This window comes from Cupriavidus sp. FW305-26 (assembly GCF_058787975.1).
Genome location: NZ_JBYTAH010000008.1, coordinates 34029 through 54007, shown reverse-complemented (window position 1 = coordinate 54007; position 19979 = coordinate 34029). Strand labels below are relative to the sequence as shown.

Below are 19979 nucleotides of genomic sequence, written 5' to 3'. Positions count from 1 at the left end.
TTTGGCGTCGGGCCGGTACGCACCGGTCCGACGTGGGTTGGCACTACGTGCGGTGTTCGTTTCGAATGCGGTCTCGGCAACCGGATAGCGGCAACTGAAACGGCATTCGAAATAAAAACGGGGCTCGGTGAGGAGCCCCGTTTCAGCGGACCTTGCGGTCGGCGGTCGACCTTGCGGTCGGTGCTTGCCCGGCAGCGCTTACGCGCTCCCGCAGCCGGCATCAGGCAACGGTGGCTTTCACCTGGTTGACGATGGCGGCAAAGGCAGGCTTGTCGTGAATAGCCATGTCCGACAGCACCTTGCGGTCCAGTTCAATCGAGGCCTTCTTCAGACCGTTCATGAACACGCTGTAGGTCATGCCATGCTCACGCGTCGCGGCATTGATACGCGCAATCCACAGAGCGCGGAACACGCGCTTCTTGTTGCGGCGATCGCGGTATGCGTACTGGCCAGCACGCATGACCGCCTGCTTGGCGATGCGGTAGACATTATTGCGACGGCCGCGGTAACCCTTGGCAGCGTCGATGACTTTCTTGTGACGGGCCCGTGCAGTGACCCCACGCTTTACTCGAGGCATGTAATTCTCCTTTCGTTTTCGTCAGGGGTTATGCGTAAGGCATCATCGCGCGCACCGACTTCAGGTTCGTCTCATGGACGTCCTGAGTACCGCGCAGTTGACGCTTGTTCTTGGTGGTCTTCTTGGTCAGGATGTGACGCTTGAAGGCCTGGCCACGCTTGAACGAACCGTTCGGACGTGCAGTAAAGCGCTTGGAGGCGCTTTTCTTCGTCTTCATCTTCGGCATGAAAAACTCCAGCTCATATGACATGCATGCAGGTGGACGGCTCACGCCGACGCTTGCAAGACCCGCATCCACTTGTTGTTGCACAGCGGCCCTTGCGGACCGCGCGCGACTTCCGCCCGAAGCAACGCCGGGATGCCTGGCATCCCGGCCGCTGCACCGCGCAGGAATTACTTCTTCTTCTTGGGGGCGAGCACCATCACCATCTGGCGCCCTTCCATCTTCGGCATCTGCTCGACCTGGCCGATTTCTTCCAGGTCCGCCTTCAGGCGTTCGAGCATGCGCGCGCCGATTTCCTGGTGCGCCATCTCGCGACCACGGAACCGCAGCGTGATCTTGGTCTTGTCGCCGTCTTCCAGGAAGCGCTTCAGGTTGCGCAGCTTGACGTTGTAGTCGCCATCATCCGTACCCGGCCGGAACTTGACTTCCTTGACCTGGATGATTTTCTGCTTCAGCTTCGCCTCGTGGGCGCGCTTGGCTTCCTCGTACTTGAACTTCCCGTAATCCATGATCCGGGCGACGGGCGGAACCGCGTTCGGCGCGATCTCGACCAGGTCCAAGTCCTTATCTTCAGCCAGCCGGAGCGCGTCCATGAACTTGACGATGCCGAGCTGTTCGTTATCAACCCCTACCAGGCGCAGCTCAGGCGCGCTGATTTCCCGGTTGATGCGATGACCTTTGTCCGTAGCGATGTTGCGTTACCTCAAGAAGACAAAAAAACAAGCCGTGCTCACCACCCATCAGGCTTTGCTGGCGACGTCGTTTTGCAGACGCTCAACAAACGCGGAGACGGGCATCACACCCAGATCCACGTTGCCACGGGCACGCACGGCCACTTGACTGGCATCCCGCTCCTTGTCGCCCACTACCAGCAGGTAGGGAACCTTTTGAAGCGAATGCTCGCGGATTTTATACGTAATTTTCTCATTACGCAAATCAGCCTTGGCCCTAAACCCTTGTTTTTGCAGCAATTGCACGACGCTTTCGGCGTATTCCGCCTGCGAATCCGCAATATTCATGACCACCACCTGCTCCGGGGCCAGCCAGGCCGGCAGCGCACCGGCGTGGTTTTCCAGCAGGATGCCCAGGAAACGCTCGAACGAACCCAGGATGGCCCGGTGAAGCATCACCGGGCGCTTGCGCGAGTTGTCCTCGGAGACGTATTCGGCATCCAGGCGCTCCGGCAGCACCAGGTCAAGCTGCAGCGTGCCGCACTGCCACGAGCGGCCGATCGCGTCTTTGATGTGGTACTCGACCTTGGGGCCGTAGAAGGCGCCCTCACCCGGCAGCTCCTCCCAATCCACGCCGCAGGCGCGCAGCGCCAGGCGCAGGCCCTCTTCGGCGTGGTCCCAGATCTCGTCGGAGCCGGCACGCTGGTCCGGGCGCAGCGACAGCTTGACCTTCACATCCTTGAAGCCGAAGTCGTCGTAGACCGAGAACGCCAGTTCGTTGAAGGCCTTGGCCTCCGCCACGATCTGCTCTTCCGTGCAGAAGATGTGCGCATCATCCTGCACAAAGCCGCGCACGCGCATCAGCCCGTGCAGCGCGCCCGACGGCTCGTTGCGGTGGCAGGCGCCGAACTCGGCCAGGCGCAGCGGCAGATCGCGGTACGAACGCAGGCCGTGGTTGAAGATCTGCACATGGCCCGGGCAGTTCATCGGCTTGATCGCGTAGTCGCGCTTCTCCGACTCCGTGACGAACATGTTCTCCTTGTAGTTCTGCCAGTGGCCGGACATTTCCCAAAGCGAACGATCCATCACCTGCGGCGTACGAACCTCATCGTAGCCGGCGTCCGTCAGGCGGCCGCGCATGTACTGCTCGACGGCCTGCCACACCTGCCAGCCCTTCGGGTGCCAGAACACCATGCCGGGCGCCTCTTCCTGCAGGTGGAACAGGTCGAGCGTCTTGCCCAGCTTGCGGTGGTCGCGCTTCTCGGCCTCTTCCAGCATGTGCAGGTAGGCTTCCTGGTCTTCCTTCCTGGCCCAGGCCGTGCCGTAGATGCGCTGGAGCATCTCATTGTTGGCGTCGCCGCGCCAGTAGGCGCCGGCCACCTTCATCAGCTTGAAGACCTTCAGCTTGCCCGTGGACGGCACGTGCGGGCCACGGCACAGGTCGACGAAGCTGCCTTCGCGGTACAGGCCGATTTCCTGGTCGGCGGGGATCGAGGCGATGATCTCGGCCTTGTACTTCTCGCCCATCGACTCGAACAGCGCCACCGCTTCGTCGCGGTTCCATACTTCGCGCACGACCTTCTCGTCCTTGCGGGCGAGTTCCGTCATCTTCTTCTCGATGGCGGCCAGGTCTTCGGGCGTGAAGGGACGCTTGTAGGCAAAGTCGTAGTAGAAGCCGTTTTCGATCACCGGGCCGATCGTCACCTGCGCTTCCGGATAGAGCTCCTTGACGGCATAGGCCAGCAAGTGCGCCGTCGAGTGGCGGATCACATCGACGCCATCGGCGTCCTTGTCCGTGACGATGGCCAGCCCCGCATCGCGGTCGATCTTGTAGCTCGTGTCGACCAGCTGGCCGTCCACCTTGCCGGCCAGCGCGGCCTTGGCCAGGCCGGCGCCAATGCTCTGCGCGACTTCGGCAACCGTCACCGGGCCGGGAAACTCGCGGCGGGACCCATCCGGCAGCGTGATTGCGATCATTTCGACTCTCCAGGATTCCGCCGGCGGCGTCTTGCGCTTCGCCTGAGCGGATCAAACTGCATCTTGTGGCACCGGCCCTGCATGCCTGCGGGACCGGCGATTTATTCTTTGCTGCCCTGCCCTGCCGCACCGGAAACGCGGCAGCTTATCAGGACGCTGACAGGCGACAGACGAAAAAAAACGCGGCCAAGGCCGCGTTTCTCTTTGTCAAACCCGATCCAACCGGGTCGAAGGCGCACCTCGACTACTGTCGCTTGCCAGCGGTAGTAGTTCGCGGTGTCATAACCATCATGCGCTTCCGTTCCGTATGGGGTTGAATCGGACTTGCCACACTTCTTTTACTGCTTTACTGCAATTCGTTGGTAGGCTCGATTGGACTCGAACCAACGACCCCCACCATGTCAAGGTGGTGCTCTAACCAGCTGAGCTACGAGCCTAGCGAAGCCGCAAGTATAGCATCACTTTCTTTTCGCCTGCAACACCCCCTGGACGTCTTCGATCAACTGCAGCGCGCGCTGCAGCTGCGTAGCCTCGGACACTTCGGCAGTGAACTGCATGCGCGCAACGCCCTTGCTGGAGAGCGTCTTGACGCCGGTGACATTGATCTTCTCGCGCGACAGCACTTCGGAGATATCGCGCAGCAGCCCCTGGCGATCGATCGCCTCGACATGGATATCGACCGGATAGACCGCGGCGTGGCTCTTCTGGCCCCACTCGGTCTGGATCACCCGCTCCGGCGCGCGCCCGGCCAGTTGCTGGAAGGTGTGGCAGCTGCGCCGATGGATCGACACCCCGCGCCCGCGCGTGACAAAGCCGACGATGTCGTCCGGCGGCGCCGGCTTGCAGCAGCGCGACATCTGCGTCATCAGCGAATCCACCCCCACCACCAGCACGCCGCTCTTGGCGCCGCGCGCCACGCTGGTAGCGCGGCTTTTCTTGGTGACAGCGTCTTCCTCGCTCAGCGGCGCCTGGATCTCGCCCTCCGGGTGTCGCAGCGCGTGCTCCACGTGGCGCAGACTGAACTCATCCTTGGCCACTGCCGCAAACAGGTCCTCCGGCGTCTTGAAGCCCAGCCGCGTGGCCAGGTCTTCCAGCTTGACCGCGGTCTTGCCTTCGCGCTGCAGGGTCTTGTCGATCAGCACGCGGCCCTGGGCGATGGTCTCCTGCGAATCGAGCGCATTGAACCAGGCCCGCACCTTGGCCCGCGCGCGGCTGCTGGCCAGGTAGCCCAGGTCCGCGTTGAGCCAGTCGCGCGACGGTCCGCCCTGCTTGACCGCGATGATCTCCACGGTCTGGCCGTTCTTCAGCGGCGTGTTCAGCGGCACCATGGTGCCGTCCACGCGCGCGCCGCGGCAGCGGTGGCCGAGATCGCTGTGCAGGTAGTAGGCAAAGTCCACCGCGGTGGCGCCCTGCGGCAGCGCCACCACGCGCGCCTGCGGCGTCAGCACGTAGATGTGGTCGTCGATCGCGGCGTGCTTGATCTGCTCCCACGATTCGTCGTGCGCCACGCTGTGGTCGGCATCGTCCTTCCACGCCAGCAGCTGGCGCAGCCAGGCAATCTTCTCGTCATAGCGCTCGCTGGCGGAAAACTGCCCGGCATAGCCGCGGCTGCCCGCTTCCTTGTAGCGCCAGTGCGCGGCCACGCCGTATTCGGCGAAGTGGTGCATCTCGTGGGTGCGGATCTGCACCTCGAAGGCGCGCCCGTCATCGCCGATCACCACCGTATGCAGCGATTTGTAGCCATTGGCCTTGGGCCGCGAGATATAGTCGTCGAACTCGCGCGGGATCGGCTGCCAGATATGGTGGACGATACCCAGCACCGTGTAGCAGTCCTTGATATCGTCGACGATCACGCGGAAGGCGCGCACATCGTACAGGTCGGCAAAATCCAGCTCCTTGCCGCGCATCTTCTTCCAGATGCTGTAGATATGCTTGGGCCGCCCGCTGACCTCGGCACGGATGCCGGCGGTCGCCAGCTCGGACTGCAGCCGTTCGATGGCGCCGCCGATATAGCCTTCGCGCTCGATGCGCTTCTCGTCCAGCAGTTTGGCGATGCGCTTGTAGGTATCGGGCTGCTCGAAGCGGAACGCCAGGTCCTCCAGTTCCCACTTCATCTGCCAGATACCAAGGCGATTGGCCAGCGGCGCGTAGATGTCCAGCGTTTCGCGCGCCACCCCCGGCTGCGGCGCCTGCTTGGTCTCGGCCAGCCAGCGCAGGGTCTGCAGCCGCGAGGCCAGGCGCACCAGCACCACGCGGATGTCCTGCGCAAACGCCAGCAGCATCTTGCGCAGCGCCTCGACCTGTTCGTGGCGCGCCTGCGCTTCGTTCTTGGACGGCGCGGCCGGCTCGGCCTCGGGGCGGCTGCCGGCGATGGCACCGATGCGCAGCAGCTGCCGCACACCGTCGACCAGCCGTGCCACCTCGTCTCCAAAGCGCGGTGCGATCTCGGCCTCGGTACCGGGCACGAAGGCCACCAGCCCGAACAGGCAGGCGGCGGCACGCGCGGCGTCGTCGACGCGCAGGCCGTCGAGAATGCGCAGCATGCCCTGCGCGTGCGACAGCACGGTCTCGCCGGTGGGCAGCGCTACCTCGGCACCATGCTCGCGCACGTAGGCCAGTGCGCGTTCGACCAGTTCGGCATCCGGAATGCCCGCGACCCGACCGGTCAGGTCGGTGGACGTCACCATGTCACAACGCCTGCATCAGTTGAGCGCAGCGGTCACCACCACTTCGATCAGGTAATCGGGATTGGCCAGACGGGCTTCGACGGTGGCGCGCGGGGGCGTGTTGCCTTGCGGCACCCAGGCGTCCCAGACCTCGTTCATCTCGCCGATCTGGTCGACATTGGTCAGGAAGATCTGGCACGACAGGATGCGGGTCTTGTCGCTGCCGGCCTCGGCCAGCAGCCGGTCGATATGGCCGAGGACCTCGCGCGTCTGGCCGCGGATATCGGCCTTGGGATCGACCTCGGGCACCTGACCGGCGAGATACACCACGCCGTTATAGACCGCGTATTCGGACAACCGCTTGCCCACATGGGCGCGCTTCAGTTCAAGGTTACTCATGACAATGCGTTGACTGATAAAAACAAGGCCGGCATGCGATGCCATCAGGCCCCGGTAAAGAACTGCCGGGCGATCGCAATCTGCGCCGGATCGACAAAGGTCGGGGCATGGCCCACGTCGGGCACTTCCACCGAACTCACATGCTTGCCGCGCGCCACCATTTCGGCCACGGTCTCGCGCAGCAGCAGGTCCGACTGCGCGCCGCGCACCACCAGCACCGGGCCTTCGATGGCCTCGAAGCTGCGCCAGAGCGCGGCCTCGCCGGCAGCAATGGCCTCGGGCGTGGATTTGCGGAACGGCACCGCCAGCTGCGGATCGTAATGCAAGCCCCATTCCAGGCCGTCCGTGCCCTGCACCGGTTTCAGGATGGCGGCGTTGAGCTCGCGCCACTGCTCCGGCGCATGGCGCCCGAACGATGCGCTGATCGTCTGCAGGTAGGCCAGGCCTTCCTCGAAGGTCTTGAAGCGCACCGGCAGTCCCAGGTAGGCGCCGATCCGTTCCACCGCCGACGGCGCCAGCTTCGGGCCCACGTCGTTGAGCAACAGCTTGCGCACCGGCGACTTCGGCAGCCCGGCCAGGCCCATGCCGATCAGCCCGCCCATCGAGGTGCCGAACCAGTCCACCTTCTCCACATTGAGCCGCGCAATCAGCGTGACCATGTCGGACACATACTGCGGCACCACGTAGCCGTTGGCATCGGCCAGCCATTCCGAGCGGCCGCGCCCGACCACATCGGGGCAGACCACGCGGTAGTCGCCGCACAGCGCGCTGGCGACGGTGTCGAAGTCGCGGCCGGTGCGCGTCAGCCCATGCGCGCACACCAGCACGCGCGGATTGGCGGGGTCGCCCCACTCGTGGTAGGCCATGCGGTGCAGGCCCGCCGGACTGATGCACTGGACAAAACCGAGACGCGGACTGGCAGACATCTGGACTCCCTGACGAACCGGACCGCGGACCGCAAAAAGACGGCGCTGCCGGAGGTTGAGCAAAGCTGGATTGTACGCCGCAGCGGGTACAATGCCACAGCACAGTGTCAGCGTCCCGCGTGCGCGGCCGCGCACCGCCACGGCGCGCTCCGCCAACCCTGTGGCAACCTTTCTGTGGCATTCCTTTCTCTCGACGGAGGCTTACATGCTCAACGGCAAGACCGCACTGGTGACTGGCTCGACCAGCGGCATCGGGCTCGGCATCGCGAAAGCGCTGGCGGCCCAGGGCGCCAACATCATCGTCAACGGCTTTGGTGACGCGGACGCCGCAAAGGCAGAAATCGCGCAGGCCGGCCAGGGGATCCGGGTCGGCTACCACGGCGCCGACATGAGCAAGGCGGCCGAGATCGAAGACATGATGCGCTACGCGCAGTCCGACTTCGGCGGCGCCGACATCCTGGTCAACAACGCCGGCATCCAGCACGTGGCCGCGATCGAGGATTTCCCGCCCGAGCGCTGGGACGCGATCATCGCCATCAACCTGACCTCGGCCTTCCACACCACGCGCCTGGCGCTGCCCGGCATGAAGCAGAAGGACTGGGGCCGCATCATCAATGTCGCCTCCACCCACGGGCTGGTGGCCTCGGCGCAGAAGTCCGCCTACGTGGCGGCCAAGCACGGCATCGTCGGCTTCACCAAGGTGACCGCGCTGGAAACCGCGCAGACCGGCGTCACCGCCAACGCGATCTGCCCGGGCTGGGTGCTGACGCCACTGGTGCAGAAGCAGGTCGAAGCCCGCGCGCAGAAGGAAGGCATTCCGGTGGAACAGGCCAAGCGCGAGCTGGTGCTGGAGAAACAACCCTCGGGACAGTTCGTCACGCCCGATGAGCTGGGCGCGCTGGCCGTGTTCCTGTCGTCCGAAGCGGCCCGCCAGGTCCGCGGCGCGATCTGGAACATGGACGGCGGCTGGGTGGCGCAGTAAGGAGCAAACGATGCAACGACGCAGTTTCCTGCGCGCGCTGGCGCTGGGCGCGGTCTCGGCCGGGGCGCTGGCACCGGTGGCCGGCGCGCTGGCGCAAGCCGCCAAGCCGCTTGCCATCGACGTCTACAAGAGCCCGCTGTGCGGCTGCTGCGAGGATTGGGTCAAGCACCTGCGCAGCAACGGCTTCACCGTGACGGCGCATGATGTCGAGGACACCGGCGTGTACCGCAAGCGCTTCGGCATGCCGGAACGCTTTGGCTCCTGCCACACCGGGTATATCGGCGGCTACGCCATCGAGGGCCATGTGCCGGCGGCGGATATCCGCAAGCTGCTGGCAGCAAAGCCCAAGGCCGTCGGCCTGGCCGTGCCGGGCATGCCGGTCGGCTCGCCCGGCATGGAACAGGGCCCGCGCAAGGACCCGTTCGACGTGCTGATCGTAAAAGCGGACGGCGCCGCTTCGGTGTTCGCCAGCTACAACAAGCAGGCAGGCTGACCTGCGGCTGCCGGGCGGCAGGGTCTGCGCCTTGCCGGAGAGCAGCCAGCTTAGTGCGCAGCGATATTGCCGGGCTATTCGCCGGAATAGCTAGGGAATGCAGCCGGCTGGCGTAGCCCGGCCGGGCAATTCCAAAGCGAAGCGACCCGACAAAAAAGCCCCTGCGGCGCATCGCACCTCAGGGGCCCTGCCAGGCTTCGGAGCTCAGCCCGCTTACAGCAGCGGAGCGCCAGTCTTGGCCTGGATTTCCTCGCGGCTGACACCCGGAGCCGTTTCCACCAGCTTCAGGCCTTCGTCGGTCACGTCGATCACGCCCAGGTCGGTAATGATGCGGTTGACCACGCCCACGCCGGTCAGCGGCAGGTTGCAGTCCTTCAGGATCTTGATGTCCTCGGTGCCATCCTTCTTCTTGGCGGTGTGTTCCATCAGCACCACCACTCGGCCGACGCCGGCGACCAGGTCCATCGCGCCGCCCATGCCCTTGACCATCTTGCCCGGGATCATCCAGTTGGCCAGGTCGCCCTTTTCGCTGACCTGCATCGCACCCAGGATCGCCAGGTTGATGTGGCCGCCGCGGATCATCGCGAACGAGTCGGCCGACGAGAAGATCGACGAGCCCGGCAGCGTCGTCACGGTTTGCTTGCCGGCGTTGATCATGTCGGCGTCGACTTCGTCCTCGGTCGGGAACGGGCCGATGCCCAGCAGTCCGTTCTCGGACTGCAGCCACACTTCCATGCCTTCGGGCACCCAGTTGGCCACCAGCGTCGGCAGGCCGATGCCCAGGTTGACGTAGAAACCGTCCTGCAGCTCGGTCGCGGCGCGCGCGGCCATTTCGTCACGTGTCCATGCCATGATGCGTCTCCTTAGCTGGCCGCGCGCACGGTGCGCTGCTCGATGCGTTTCTCGGGGGTGGTGTTCAGCACCAGGCGCTTCACGAAGATGCCGGCCAGGTGGATTTCATCCGGGTCCAGCTCGCCGGTCTCGACGATATGCTCGACCTCGGCGATGGTGACCTTGCCCGCCATGGCGCACATCGGGTTGAAGTTGCGCGCGGTGCGGCGGAACACCAGGTTGCCGGCCTTGTCAGCCTTGTATGCCTTGACCAGCGCCACGTCGGCGGTCAGCGAACGCTCCATCACGTACTGCTGGCCGTCGAATTCGCGGATTTCCTTGCCTTCGGCGACGATGGTGCCGACACCGGTCTTGGTGAAGAAGGCCGGGATGCCCGAGCCGCCGGCGCGCAGCTTCTCGGCCAGCGTGCCTTGCGGGGTGAATTCCAGCTCAAGTTCGCCCGCCAGGTACTGGCGCTCGAACTCCTTGTTCTCGCCCACGTAGGACGAGATCATCTTCCTGATCTGGCGCGTGGCCAGCAGCAGGCCCAGGCCGAAGCCATCGACGCCGGCGTTGTTGGAGATGCAGGTCAGCTGCTTGGCGCCGCTGTCGCGCAGCGCGGCAATCAGCGCCTCGGGGATGCCGCACAGGCCGAAACCGCCCACGGCGATCGTCTGGCCGTCGCGGACGACGCCTGCAAGCGCTTCTGCGGCGCTGGCGTAGACCTTGTTCATGCTTCGCTCCTTCCTCGGTAGTTCCCTGTCGCTCTTCCCGCCACCGGGTTGTGCGGCGGGCGACGCAGGGAAATTGTAACGGTACAATCGGCAACAGGCGGGCGACAGTCGCCGCAACTCGTCCGACCGACAGCATACGCAAGCGCAGCCGGCTACGCCATTACGTAAAAATACATAAGCAGATGCCCGCAATCGACTACCAGACCGCCTTCCAGCTCGCCCCCGTGGGTCTGGTGCTGTCACGCGAACGCGTGATCGAGGACTGCAACGAGGAGGTCTGCCGCATTTTCGGCACCACGCGCGAAGCGCTGCTGGGCCAGTCCTTCCAGGTGCTCTACCCCACCGCCGACGAATTCGAGCGCACCGGCGCGCGCATCGCGCCGATCATGGGCAAGCGCGGCATGTACTCGGACGAACGCATCATGAAGCGCGCCGGCGGCGAGCTGTTCTGGTGCCATGTCACCGGGCGCGCACTGGACCGCACGCAACCGCTGGGCGCGGGGATCTGGACCTTCGAGGATCTGTCGCAGAAGCGCCAGGTCACTGCGGAGCTGACCGCGCGCGAACGCGAGATCGCGGCGCAGCTGGTGGAGGGAAAGACCAGCAAGCAGATCGGCAAGCTGCTGGCGATCAGCCCGCGCACGGTGGACATCTACCGGGCGCGGCTGATGAAGAAGTACGGGGCCAGCACGTCGGTGGACCTGGTGCAGCGGCTGGTCAACCACTGAGCCCCGTGGCAGGCATCAGCCCTCGATGATCGCGCGGATCTCTGCCGGCACCGGCACCGACTTCTCCTGCGTGTAATCGCACCACACCACCTTGGCCCCGCCCTCGGCCCAGACCACGTCGGGCTGGTCGGTGCGGCGGATTTCCATGCGGGTCTCGAAGCTGGTGCGGCCGAGCTGGCCGGCGTAGACGCGGCACTCGATGTCGCCCGGGTAGCGCAGCTGCTTCAGGAAAGTCATGTGCGCATTGATGATGACCGGCCCCTGCCCGCGTGCATCCTTGCCGCCGCGGCCCAGCGACGCGAACCACTCGATGCGCGCCTGCTCCAGGTACTGGAAGTAGACGGTGTTGTTGACATGGCCCATGGCATCCATGTCGCCCCAGCGGATCGGCATGACCACCGTATAGACGTGCTTCATCACAGCCTCCAAAAGAACAGGCCCGCCGGGTCTGGCGGGCCCTCTGCTTGGCTTAGCGCTTGGCGATCGCGCCTTCGGCCTTGGTCACCAGGTCGGTGCCGATCTGCTTCTTCCACTTGTCGTAGACCTTGGCGGTGGCCTTGCGGAAGGCGTCATGCTCGGCCGGCGTCAGGTGCGTGACCTTGACGCCGTGCGCCTCCATGTCCTTCCAGGCCGGCGCGCCCGGCTCGGCCAGGCCCTTGCGGGCCAGCGCGATTTCCTGCTTGCCGGCGTCGACGGCGGCCTGCTTCACGATCTCGCGGTCGGCCGGGGTCCAGCTTTCCCAGATCTGCTTGTTGACCACGAAGATCAGCGGGTCAGCCACGTAGCCCCAGGCGGTGACGAACTTCTGGCCCACCGTGTACAGCTTGGCGGCGGCGAACACCGACTGCGGGTTCTCCTGCCCGTCGACCGCGCCCGAGGCCATCGCCGGCTGCGCATCGGCCCAGCTCATCTGGGTCGGGTTGGCGCCCAGCGCGTTGAAGGTCTCGATGTACAGCGGCGAACCGACCACGCGCAGCTTCATGCCCTTGAGGTCTTCCGGCTTGCGGATTTCGCGCTTGGAGTTGGACACCTCGCGGAAGCCATTCTCGCCCCAGGCCAGCGGCACCACGCCGGCTTTTTCCAGCGTGGCGAAGATCGACTTGCCGACTTCGCCCTGCGTGAGCGCGTCCAGCGCCTTGTAGTCGGGCATCAGGAACGGCAGCGAGAACAGGTTCAGTTCCCTGACCTGCGGCGACCAGTTGATGGTCGAGCCCACCGCCATGTCGATCACGCCCTGGCGGATCGCCGAGAACTCGCGGGTCTGGTCGCCGGCCACCAGCGAGGTGCCCGGGTACAGCTTGATATTGATGCGGCCGTTGGTGCGCTGCTTGACCAGGTCGGCCCAGATCTCGCCGCCCTTGCCCCACGGGAAGGCCGGGCCGAGCACCAGCGACATCTTGTACTCGGACTTGTAGGTCTGGGCCATTGCGCCGGCGGGGGCGAAGGCGGAAGCGGCAATGGCGGCAGCCGTTGCGAGCATCAGGGCACGACGTTTCATTTCATCTCCTCTCGGGAAAGCGTCAATTCTTGTTTGTGAATGCGGAACATCAGTAGCCGAGGTACTCAGGCAGCCAGGTCGCCAGCGGCGGATAGGCCAGCACCATCAGCATGGCGATAAACATCGCCAGCAACATCCAGATCACCCAGGGCACGGTCTCTTCCATGCGCACCCGGGCAATCCGGCACGACACCATCAGGTTCACGGCCAGCGGCGGCGTGAACTGGCCCAGCGCCACCTTCAGCGTCAGCACCACGCCGAACCACACCGGGTTCCAGTGGAAGGCATTGACAATGGGCAGCAGCAGCGGCACGAAGATCAGGAAGATCGAGATGCCGTCCAGGAACATGCCGACCGTCATCAGCAGCAGCACGATCAGCGCCAGCACGCCGTACTCGCCCAGCCCGGAATTGGCGATGGCGTGCGCCAGCGGGTCGATCACCCCCAGCGTCGACAGCGCATAGGCGAAGATGCCGGCCAGTGCCACCACCAGCAGGATCACTGCCGAGGTCTCGGCCGCCTCCTGGAAGATGGTGAACAGGTCGCGCATGCCGATGCTGCGGTACACCACCATGCCGACGAACAGGCCGTAGACCACTGCCACCACGGCGGCTTCGGTCGGCGTGAACCAGCCGGCGCGCATGCCGCCCAGGATCAGGAACGGCGCCACCAGGCCCCATGCGGCCTCGCGCAGGCTCTTCCAGAACGGCGGGCGCGGCAGCGCGGCTTCGATCGCGCCCATGTTGTGCTTGCGCGCCAGCCACACGGCCGGAACGATCAGCGCCACGCCGGCCAGGATGCCGGGGATCATGCCCGCGGCGAACAAGGCCGGCACCGATGCGCCGGGCACCAGCACGCTGTAGATGATGAGGGCCACCGACGGCGGGATCAGGATGTCGGTCGCGGCTGCCGCGCCGACCACCGCGGCGCTGTACGAGCCCGGATAACCGGCGCGCGACATCGCCGCGATCATCACGCCGCCCACCGCGGCCGCGTTGGCCGGGCCGGAGCCGGAGATGCCGCCGAGGAACATCGCCACCAGGATCGCCACCAGCGGCAGCATGCCCGGGCCGCGACCAACGATGGCGATGGCAAAGGTCACCAGCCGCTGCGCCACGCCGGAGCGGTCGAAGATCGACCCCACCAGCACGAACATCGGGATCGCCAGCAGCGGATACTTGGCCAGCCCCGCATAGAAGTTCTGCGGCACGGCCAGCAGGCCGAACATCTGGGTGTCGAGATTGGACAGGCCGATGGCAACCAGGCCGCCCAGGCCCAGCGACACGCCGATGGGCACGCCCAGCAGCATCAGGCCGATAAAGACCACGAACAGGGTGATGGCGACGAACGTCATTGCGCCTTCTCCGTCGTGGTGGCCTTGCCTTCATGCAGCGCCTTGAGCGCGCGCACGTTGCGCAGCACCAGCCCCAGCGCGCGCAGCGCGATGCCGGCAGACAGCACCGGCAGCCAGATCGAGTACCACCAGCTCGGCACGCCGATGCCCGGCGAGGTCTCGCCGAAGGTGTACTCATCCCAGGTAATGCGTGCGCCCAGCACCGCCAGCGCGATGAACATCACCGCCACCGCCAGCGCCGACAGGATCGCCAGGCGGCGCTGGCGGGCCGCGCTGCCGCGCTCGAAGAAGAATTCGATGCGGATATTGCGATCGCGTGCCACCGCGGCGCTGCCGGCGACCAGCGCCAGCACGATCATCAGGAAGACCGAGAACTCCTCGGTCCAGGCAAATGACTCGTCGGTGAAATAGCGGACCACCACGTTGGCGAAAGTGATGCCGACCAGCAGCACCATCACGATCACGCCAATCCAGTCCTCGATGCGGGGCGATACCCGGAAATCAGCGTCCTGCGCTTCGTCGGCGGCCTGCGGGATCACCGCGGAATCGACGACGTGTTGCGGCACGGCGTTGCGCCGTGCCTCTTCTTGTTGCTCCATCTCCCCGGCCTCCGGTCCGGGCCGCTCGGGCCATGCGGCCACCGCGGCGTTTTTTTACTTGTATGTAAAGACTTAATCTGCAGACATGGCGGATTATGCCAAGACTGGCCCGCCACGCACGAATTTTCTGATGATTGATGTGTGCTGACGACGGCGCACCCAAGGGGACCGGATAAGCCCTGGGCGTGCAGTCCGGGCATCCCGCGGCGCTTTTGGCGCGCAGCCGGGATGCAGGGGGCCTTGCGCCCCCCCGGGTCAGCGATCAGGCGGTCAGACCATGCCGTCGTCGGCGGTGATGACAGCGCCGTTGATGAACTGCGACTGGTCGGATGCGAGCAGCAGCAACAGGCCGTCGAGATCCTCCGGCTTGCCCAGGCGCTTGCGCGGCAGCATCTGGATCAGCTTCTGGCCGGCGTCCGAATCCCAGTGGTGGTGGTTGATCTCGGTATCGATATAGCCCGGGCAGATCGCGTTGGTATTGATGCCATGGCGCGCCCATTCCAGCGCCATGGCCTTGGTCATGTGCACCACGGCCGCCTTGCTCATGCAATACACGCCGATCTGCGACAGCACCTTCAGCCCCGCCACCGACGCGACATTGACGATCCGCGCCTGCGGCAGCGGGCTGCCGTTGCGCTCGGCGCCCTTGGCGCGCGCGATCATGCGCTTGGCCACTTCCTGGGCGACGAAGAAGGCACCGCGGGTATTGGTGTCGAACACGAAATCGAAGTCGTCGGCGGTCACATCGGTCAGCTTCTGCGTGGTCGACACGCCGGAGTTGTTGACCAGGATGTCGATGGAGCCGGCCTCAGTCTCCGCATGCGCCACCGCGGCGCGGATGCTGTCCGGGTCGGTGACGTCCAGCCGCACCACATGGGCGCTGCCGCCCTCGGCCTCGATCGCAGCGCGCAGTTCCTTGAGCCGCTCGGTGCGGCGCGAGGCCAGCACCACCTTGGCGCCGGCGGCGGCCAGCACCGTGGCGAAACGCGAGCCCAGCCCGCTTGAAGCGCCGGTGACCAGCGCGACCTTGCCTTCCAGATTGATCGACAAACCCATGATTACCTCTTGTGCGGGAGCTCCTCCGGCCTATTCGGGAGCAGAAGGCAGCATATCAAAAAAAGAACGACCGTTCCAAAAAAATCCTTGCCTGTGGGTGGCGAGTCCCGGACAATGCCGGAGATTCTAAGAACTTGACCAGCAAAGGGAAAGAGGGAAAACGCGCGATCCGGGAGTCTTTGGACCCCAAATCGCTGCCAACTCACCCACCCGCGGTTCCCGTCCGCGCGCTGGCCCGGTTCTCGGCAAAACGATCACCGCATTTCCCACAATTGCAAGCAAGCAGCAAAGAAATAGAGGGTTAGAGACAATGGATCAGCAACAGCTCCTGGAGCAGTTCGGCCCGCGCGAAGCCATGGAATACGATGTGGTCATCGTCGGCGGCGGCCCCGCCGGCCTGGCCACCGCCATCCGCCTGAAGCAACTCGCGCAGGAGAAAGGCGCCGACGTCAACGTGTGCGTGCTGGAAAAGGGCTCCGAGCCCGGCGCCCACATCCTGTCGGGCGCCATCATGGACCCGCGCGCCCTCAATGAACTGATCCCGAACTGGAAGGAACTGGGCGCGCCGCTGAACCAGGCCGTCACCGAAGACAAGTTCCTGTTCCTGAACGAGTCCGGCTCCAAGGGCACGCCTCCGGCCCTGCTGCCAGAGTGCTTCCACAACGAAGGCAACTACATCATCAGCCTGTCGAACTTCGTGCGCTGGCTGGGCCAGCAGGCCGAGGCGCTGGGCATTGAGATCTTCCCGGGCTTCCCCGCCGCCGAAGTGCTCTACAACGAAGACGGCTCGGTCAAGGGCGTGGCCACCGGGAATATGGGCATCAACAAGGAAGGCGAACCCACCGACAACTTCCAGCTGGGCATGGAACTGCATGCCAAGTACACCATCTTCGCCGAAGGCGCGCGCGGCCACCTGGGCAAGCAACTGATCGAGAAATTCAAGCTCGATGCCGGCAAGGATCCGCAGAGCTACGGCATCGGCCTGAAGGAGCTGTGGGAGATCGACCCGGCCAAGCACAAGCCCGGCCTGGTGGTGCACACCGCCGGCTGGCCGCTCGACCCCGCCACCTACGGTGGCTCGTTCCTGTACCACATGGAAGACAACAAGGTCGCGGTCGGCTTTGTGGTCGGCCTGGACTACACCAACCCGTGGCTGTCTCCGTTCGAGGAATTCCAGCGCTTCAAGACGCATCCGGAAATCCGCCAGTACTTCGAGGGCGGCAAGCGCCTCTCCTACGGTGCCCGCGCCATCACCGCCGGTGGCCTGCTGTCGCTGCCCAAGACCGTGTTCCCGGGCGGCGCGCTGGTCGGCTGCGACGCCGGCTACCTGAACGCCTCGCGCATCAAGGGCAGCCACGCCGCCATCAAGACCGGCATGCTGGCCGCCGAGGCCATCTATGACGCGCTGCAGGCCGGCCGCCAGCACGATGAGCTGGCCGCCTACCCGACCGCGTTCGAGCAGAGCTGGCTGCACAAGGAACTGCTGCAGGCCAAGAACTTCAAGCAGTGGTTCAAGAAGGGCCGCACCACCGCCACGCTGATGACCGGCATCGAGCAATGGCTGCTGCCCAAGCTGGGCATCCGCAACCCGCCATGGACCATCCACCGCGTGAAGCCGGACCATGTGTACCTGAAGCCCGCGGCCGAGTGCCAGAAGATCGAGTATCCGAAGCCGGACGGCAAGCTGACCTTCGACCGCCTGAGCTCGGTGTTCATCAGCAACACCAACCACGAAGAGAACCAGCCGGCGCACCTGACGCTCAAGGACGCCAGCGTTCCGGTCAACATCAACTGGGACAGGTACGCCGGCCCCGAGTCGCGCTACTGCCCGGCAGGTGTGTATGAGTTCGTGCAGGACGAGACGTCGGGCAAGGAACGTCTGCAGATCAATGCGCAGAACTGCGTTCACTGCAAGACCTGCGACATCAAGGATCCGACCCAGAACATCGTCTGGGTGACGCCGGAAGGCGGCGGCGGTCCGAACTACGTCGGGATGTAAGCCTGCCGCGCCAGCGGCAGAAAAAACGGCACCGGAAACCCGGTGCCGTTTTTCTTTGGGCGATGCAGCGCGGCTATCGTGCCTGCCGCCGCGCGGCCATCGCCTTGTCGACCACCTCGGCCTGCAGCGCCTCGGCGGGATTGCCGAAGGCCTGGCTGCGCAGCGCATCCAGCTGCTGCCGGCGGTCCTGCTCCGACAACCCCGGGAATGACTCGATCTGCGCGCGGCGCGCGGCGTAGTCGTCGTAGCGCTGCTGCCAGGCCTGCCCGGCTTGCGCCTGCTGCTGGTAGCGCTGCGCCACCTCGGCACCGTAGGCCTGCGCCAACGCCGCACCGATGTCCTGCGCACTGCGGCCGGCGGCCTGCATGCCGGCGATGGTGTCGCTGATCGCCTGCGGACGCGCGCTGGCCTCCCGTGCCGCACGCAGTGGCTCGGGCAGCGTGGCTTCGAGTTCGGCCAGCCGCTGCCGCCGCTGCGCGTCATCCAGGCCGGATTGTGCCGCGATGTCCAGCCGCGCCAGCATGGCATCGTCATACACCTGCTCGTCGCCGAACCAGATTGCCGCCACCTCCGGCAGCAGGTGCTGCCGCGCGCCGTTACGCCCGGCCTGCAGCGCGCGCAACTGCCGCACTTGTGCCGCATCCAGCGTGCCGTTCGTATCCGCCTGCGGCCTGCGCGCGGCCAGCGCTTGAATCTCGGCAAGATAAGCCAGGTAGCGCTGCCACAGCTGCCACGCCTGCCCTGCCGCGGGCTGCGGCACGCGGCGGCGGATATCGTCGTACACCAGCCGGTCCAGCGCGTCGGCGCCGCCGGCGTCGTGGCGGGCGCTGAGGAAGTAGTCGAAGTAGGTGCGCAGCGCGCGCGTCAGGCGCAGGTTGCCTTGCGCGTCGAGTTCGGGGCCCGCGGGCACGTCGACGCCGGACAGCGATGGCAAGGCAGCCACGCCGGCGGGTCCGGCGTCAGCCGATGTCGCCGAAGGACTCGCAGCGGTGGTGATCGCTGCCGGGCGCTGCGGCACGGCAACCGGGCCAGACGGCATCGTCAGCCAGTACACCGCGGCCGCCGCCGCGCCGGCCGGCAGCAAGGCCAGCCAGGGCCGCGGCGAGCGCTCAGAGCTGGTCATTGCGCAGCCGGTTGGCGTGGCTGAGGATGACCGTGCGCGGATCGACGTCCTGGTACAGGCCGGCCATCTGGTTCACCTCGTCGAGATGGTTCCAGTAGTAGCCCGTGGCCAGCACCCGGCCCCACTTGCTGCTGCAGACCGAGACCAGCCCGTCATTGGGGCCGGCGCCCTTCAGGTCCATCAGCCCGGCCGACGCCGACATCATCACCGTGGTCGGGTCCAGCAGGTTGGAGCGCAGCAGGCTGAACGGCCCACCCTGCCCGGTCCAGGAATACGCGGCCTGGGTATGGGTGACGAAGTTGCCCGCGGCATCGCGCGCCTGCCGTTGCTCGGACACCGCGCCAGCAGTATTGCAATCCGGCCCCAGTGCCGATTTCGTGCCGGGCACCAGCGTGGCATCGAGGCGCGCATTCTGCTCGGCGGCGCCACGCGTGGTCAGGATCTTGAGCGAGGCCAGCGCATCCTGGTCCAGCGCCTGCCCGTTGCCGATGCCGTTGAACCAGCCCACTGTATCGAGCACGCCCTGGATGATGCCGACGAGTACCGGCCCGGCGATCGGAATACTGTTGACGCCATTGATCAGGTCCAGCACGGTGTCGGCCACTTCGCTGCCGCGATGCGGGCTGCCGATGGTGGTGACCGAGGCCACGTCCTGCGGCGACATCGCCGCCAGCATGCGCGAGGTCGGCCCGCCCTGGCTGTGGCCGATCAGGTTGACCTTGTCTGCGCCGCTTTCCAGCTTGACCGCGCGCACATAGGCCTGCAGCGCCAGGGCGCGCTCTTCGTCGCTGTTGAACGACGGCACCGTGGCCACATAGACTTGCGCGCCGTTGGCCCGCAGCACTTCGGGGATGCCATACCAGTAGTCGAGCACACCACCCATCCTGGCCGCGCCGGTCAGTCCGTGGACCAGCACGATCGGGTAACGCGTCTTCGCGTAGTCGCCGCTCGCGGCCAGGGCTGGTGCTGGCTGCGCCAGCATGGCCGCTGCGACCAGCGTGGCTGTGCCTGCGAGCCTGCGCAAGGCCTTGCCGGCCTTCTGCTCGCGTAGCGCGGGCGTGCGTCGTCCGCACGCGTGGTGTCCGCTGTGCTCCATCTTGTCTCCTCGGTGGTGGGTCTTTTTATGTTGGAAGCAGTAAAGAC

The 19979-nt window shown here is 65.6% G+C and carries 20 protein-coding genes and 1 tRNA gene; 4 read left to right on the top strand and 17 right to left on the bottom strand.

Annotation, left to right across the window (positions count from 1 at the left end; translation table 11 throughout):
* Positions 1-220: 220 nt before the first annotated feature.
* The 8 genes from rplT to phaZc all read right to left on the bottom strand — a co-directional run bounded on the left by rplT (position 221) and on the right by phaZc (position 7439).
* Positions 221-577: a 50S ribosomal protein L20 gene (rplT, locus tag AC3WQZ_RS07265; RefSeq protein WP_008650487.1), complete on the bottom strand. Its 357-nt coding sequence runs from the start codon at positions 575-577 to the stop codon at positions 221-223.
* A 28-nt stretch (positions 578-605) separates the two neighbouring features.
* Positions 606-803 (bottom strand): 50S ribosomal protein L35, encoded by a 198-nt coding sequence (gene rpmI / locus AC3WQZ_RS07260; protein WP_006575466.1) that lies wholly within the window; start codon positions 801-803, stop codon positions 606-608.
* 167 nt (positions 804-970) lie between these two features.
* A complete protein-coding gene (gene infC, locus AC3WQZ_RS07255) occupies positions 971-1492 on the bottom strand; it encodes a translation initiation factor IF-3 (protein ID WP_078195944.1) in 522 nt (173 codons plus the stop codon).
* Between the two features lie 48 nt (positions 1493-1540).
* Entirely contained in the window at positions 1541-3448 is a 1908-nt protein-coding gene (gene thrS / locus AC3WQZ_RS07250; RefSeq protein ID WP_492300260.1) for a threonine--tRNA ligase, read from the bottom strand.
* A 360-nt stretch (positions 3449-3808) separates the two neighbouring features.
* Positions 3809-3885 (bottom strand) — tRNA-Val (locus AC3WQZ_RS07245).
* 21 nt (positions 3886-3906) lie between these two features.
* Entirely contained in the window at positions 3907-6135 is a 2229-nt protein-coding gene (locus AC3WQZ_RS07240) for a RelA/SpoT family protein (RefSeq protein ID WP_010813104.1), read from the bottom strand.
* Positions 6136-6150: 15 nt separating this feature from the next.
* Positions 6151-6513, bottom strand: coding sequence for a RidA family protein (locus tag AC3WQZ_RS07235; protein WP_010813105.1), 363 nt, complete (start codon positions 6511-6513; stop codon positions 6151-6153).
* 44 nt (positions 6514-6557) lie between these two features.
* Positions 6558-7439 (bottom strand): 3-hydroxybutyrate-oligomer hydrolase PhaZc, encoded by an 882-nt coding sequence (gene phaZc / locus AC3WQZ_RS07230; protein WP_010813106.1) that lies wholly within the window; start codon positions 7437-7439, stop codon positions 6558-6560.
* 205 nt (positions 7440-7644) lie between these two features.
* Here phaZc and AC3WQZ_RS07225 point away from each other — a divergent pair, with 205 nt between their 5' ends.
* On the top strand, positions 7645-8421 hold the full coding sequence (locus tag AC3WQZ_RS07225) for a 3-hydroxybutyrate dehydrogenase (protein WP_010813107.1): 777 nt from the start codon (positions 7645-7647) through the stop codon (positions 8419-8421).
* A 10-nt stretch (positions 8422-8431) separates the two neighbouring features.
* Entirely contained in the window at positions 8432-8914 is a 483-nt protein-coding gene (locus tag AC3WQZ_RS07220; protein WP_492300258.1) for a DUF411 domain-containing protein, read from the top strand.
* 213 nt (positions 8915-9127) lie between these two features.
* Here the strand turns inward: AC3WQZ_RS07220 and AC3WQZ_RS07215 are convergent, their stop codons facing one another.
* Both AC3WQZ_RS07215 and AC3WQZ_RS07210 read right to left on the bottom strand, forming a co-directional pair.
* Positions 9128-9766: a CoA transferase subunit B gene (locus tag AC3WQZ_RS07215; RefSeq protein ID WP_010813109.1), complete on the bottom strand. Its 639-nt coding sequence runs from the start codon at positions 9764-9766 to the stop codon at positions 9128-9130.
* An 11-nt stretch (positions 9767-9777) separates the two neighbouring features.
* A complete protein-coding gene (locus AC3WQZ_RS07210; RefSeq protein WP_010813110.1) occupies positions 9778-10479 on the bottom strand; it encodes a CoA transferase subunit A in 702 nt (233 codons plus the stop codon).
* Between the two features lie 182 nt (positions 10480-10661).
* Between AC3WQZ_RS07210 and AC3WQZ_RS07205 the strand changes: the two genes are divergently transcribed.
* On the top strand, positions 10662-11207 hold the full coding sequence (locus tag AC3WQZ_RS07205) for a PAS and helix-turn-helix domain-containing protein (RefSeq protein WP_010813111.1): 546 nt from the start codon (positions 10662-10664) through the stop codon (positions 11205-11207).
* Positions 11208-11222: 15 nt separating this feature from the next.
* Here the strand turns inward: AC3WQZ_RS07205 and AC3WQZ_RS07200 are convergent, their stop codons facing one another.
* From AC3WQZ_RS07200 to AC3WQZ_RS07180, 5 genes are all read right to left on the bottom strand, one after another.
* Positions 11223-11624 (bottom strand): acyl-CoA thioesterase, encoded by a 402-nt coding sequence (locus tag AC3WQZ_RS07200; RefSeq protein WP_010813112.1) that lies wholly within the window; start codon positions 11622-11624, stop codon positions 11223-11225.
* Positions 11625-11676: 52 nt separating this feature from the next.
* Entirely contained in the window at positions 11677-12705 is a 1029-nt protein-coding gene (locus AC3WQZ_RS07195; RefSeq protein ID WP_492300256.1) for a DctP family TRAP transporter solute-binding subunit, read from the bottom strand.
* Positions 12706-12754: 49 nt separating this feature from the next.
* The gene (locus AC3WQZ_RS07190; RefSeq protein ID WP_010813114.1) at positions 12755-14059 is read right to left on the bottom strand and encodes a TRAP transporter large permease; all 1305 of its coding nucleotides are present in this window, start codon (positions 14057-14059) and stop codon (positions 12755-12757) included.
* Positions 14056-14658, bottom strand: coding sequence for a TRAP transporter small permease (locus AC3WQZ_RS07185; protein ID WP_010813115.1), 603 nt, complete (start codon positions 14656-14658; stop codon positions 14056-14058). The genes AC3WQZ_RS07190 and AC3WQZ_RS07185 overlap by 4 nt, the downstream gene beginning before the upstream one ends.
* A gap of 270 nt (positions 14659-14928) precedes the next feature.
* Positions 14929-15714 (bottom strand): SDR family oxidoreductase, encoded by a 786-nt coding sequence (locus AC3WQZ_RS07180; protein ID WP_010813116.1) that lies wholly within the window; start codon positions 15712-15714, stop codon positions 14929-14931.
* Positions 15715-16024: 310 nt separating this feature from the next.
* On the opposite strand from AC3WQZ_RS07180, the gene AC3WQZ_RS07175 reads away from it, so the two are divergent.
* Entirely contained in the window at positions 16025-17713 is a 1689-nt protein-coding gene (locus AC3WQZ_RS07175) for an electron transfer flavoprotein-ubiquinone oxidoreductase (RefSeq protein ID WP_058696860.1), read from the top strand.
* A gap of 73 nt (positions 17714-17786) precedes the next feature.
* On the opposite strand, the gene AC3WQZ_RS07170 is transcribed toward AC3WQZ_RS07175, so the two are convergent.
* Together AC3WQZ_RS07170 and AC3WQZ_RS07165 are read right to left on the bottom strand one after the other, a co-directional pair.
* The gene (locus AC3WQZ_RS07170) at positions 17787-18836 is read right to left on the bottom strand and encodes a lipase secretion chaperone (protein WP_492300254.1); all 1050 of its coding nucleotides are present in this window, start codon (positions 18834-18836) and stop codon (positions 17787-17789) included.
* Complete coding sequence (locus tag AC3WQZ_RS07165) at positions 18823-19932, bottom strand: esterase/lipase family protein (protein WP_010813119.1); 1110 nt, start codon at positions 19930-19932, stop codon at positions 18823-18825. The genes AC3WQZ_RS07170 and AC3WQZ_RS07165 overlap by 14 nt, the downstream gene beginning before the upstream one ends.
* Between the last annotated feature and the right edge of the window lie 47 nt (positions 19933-19979).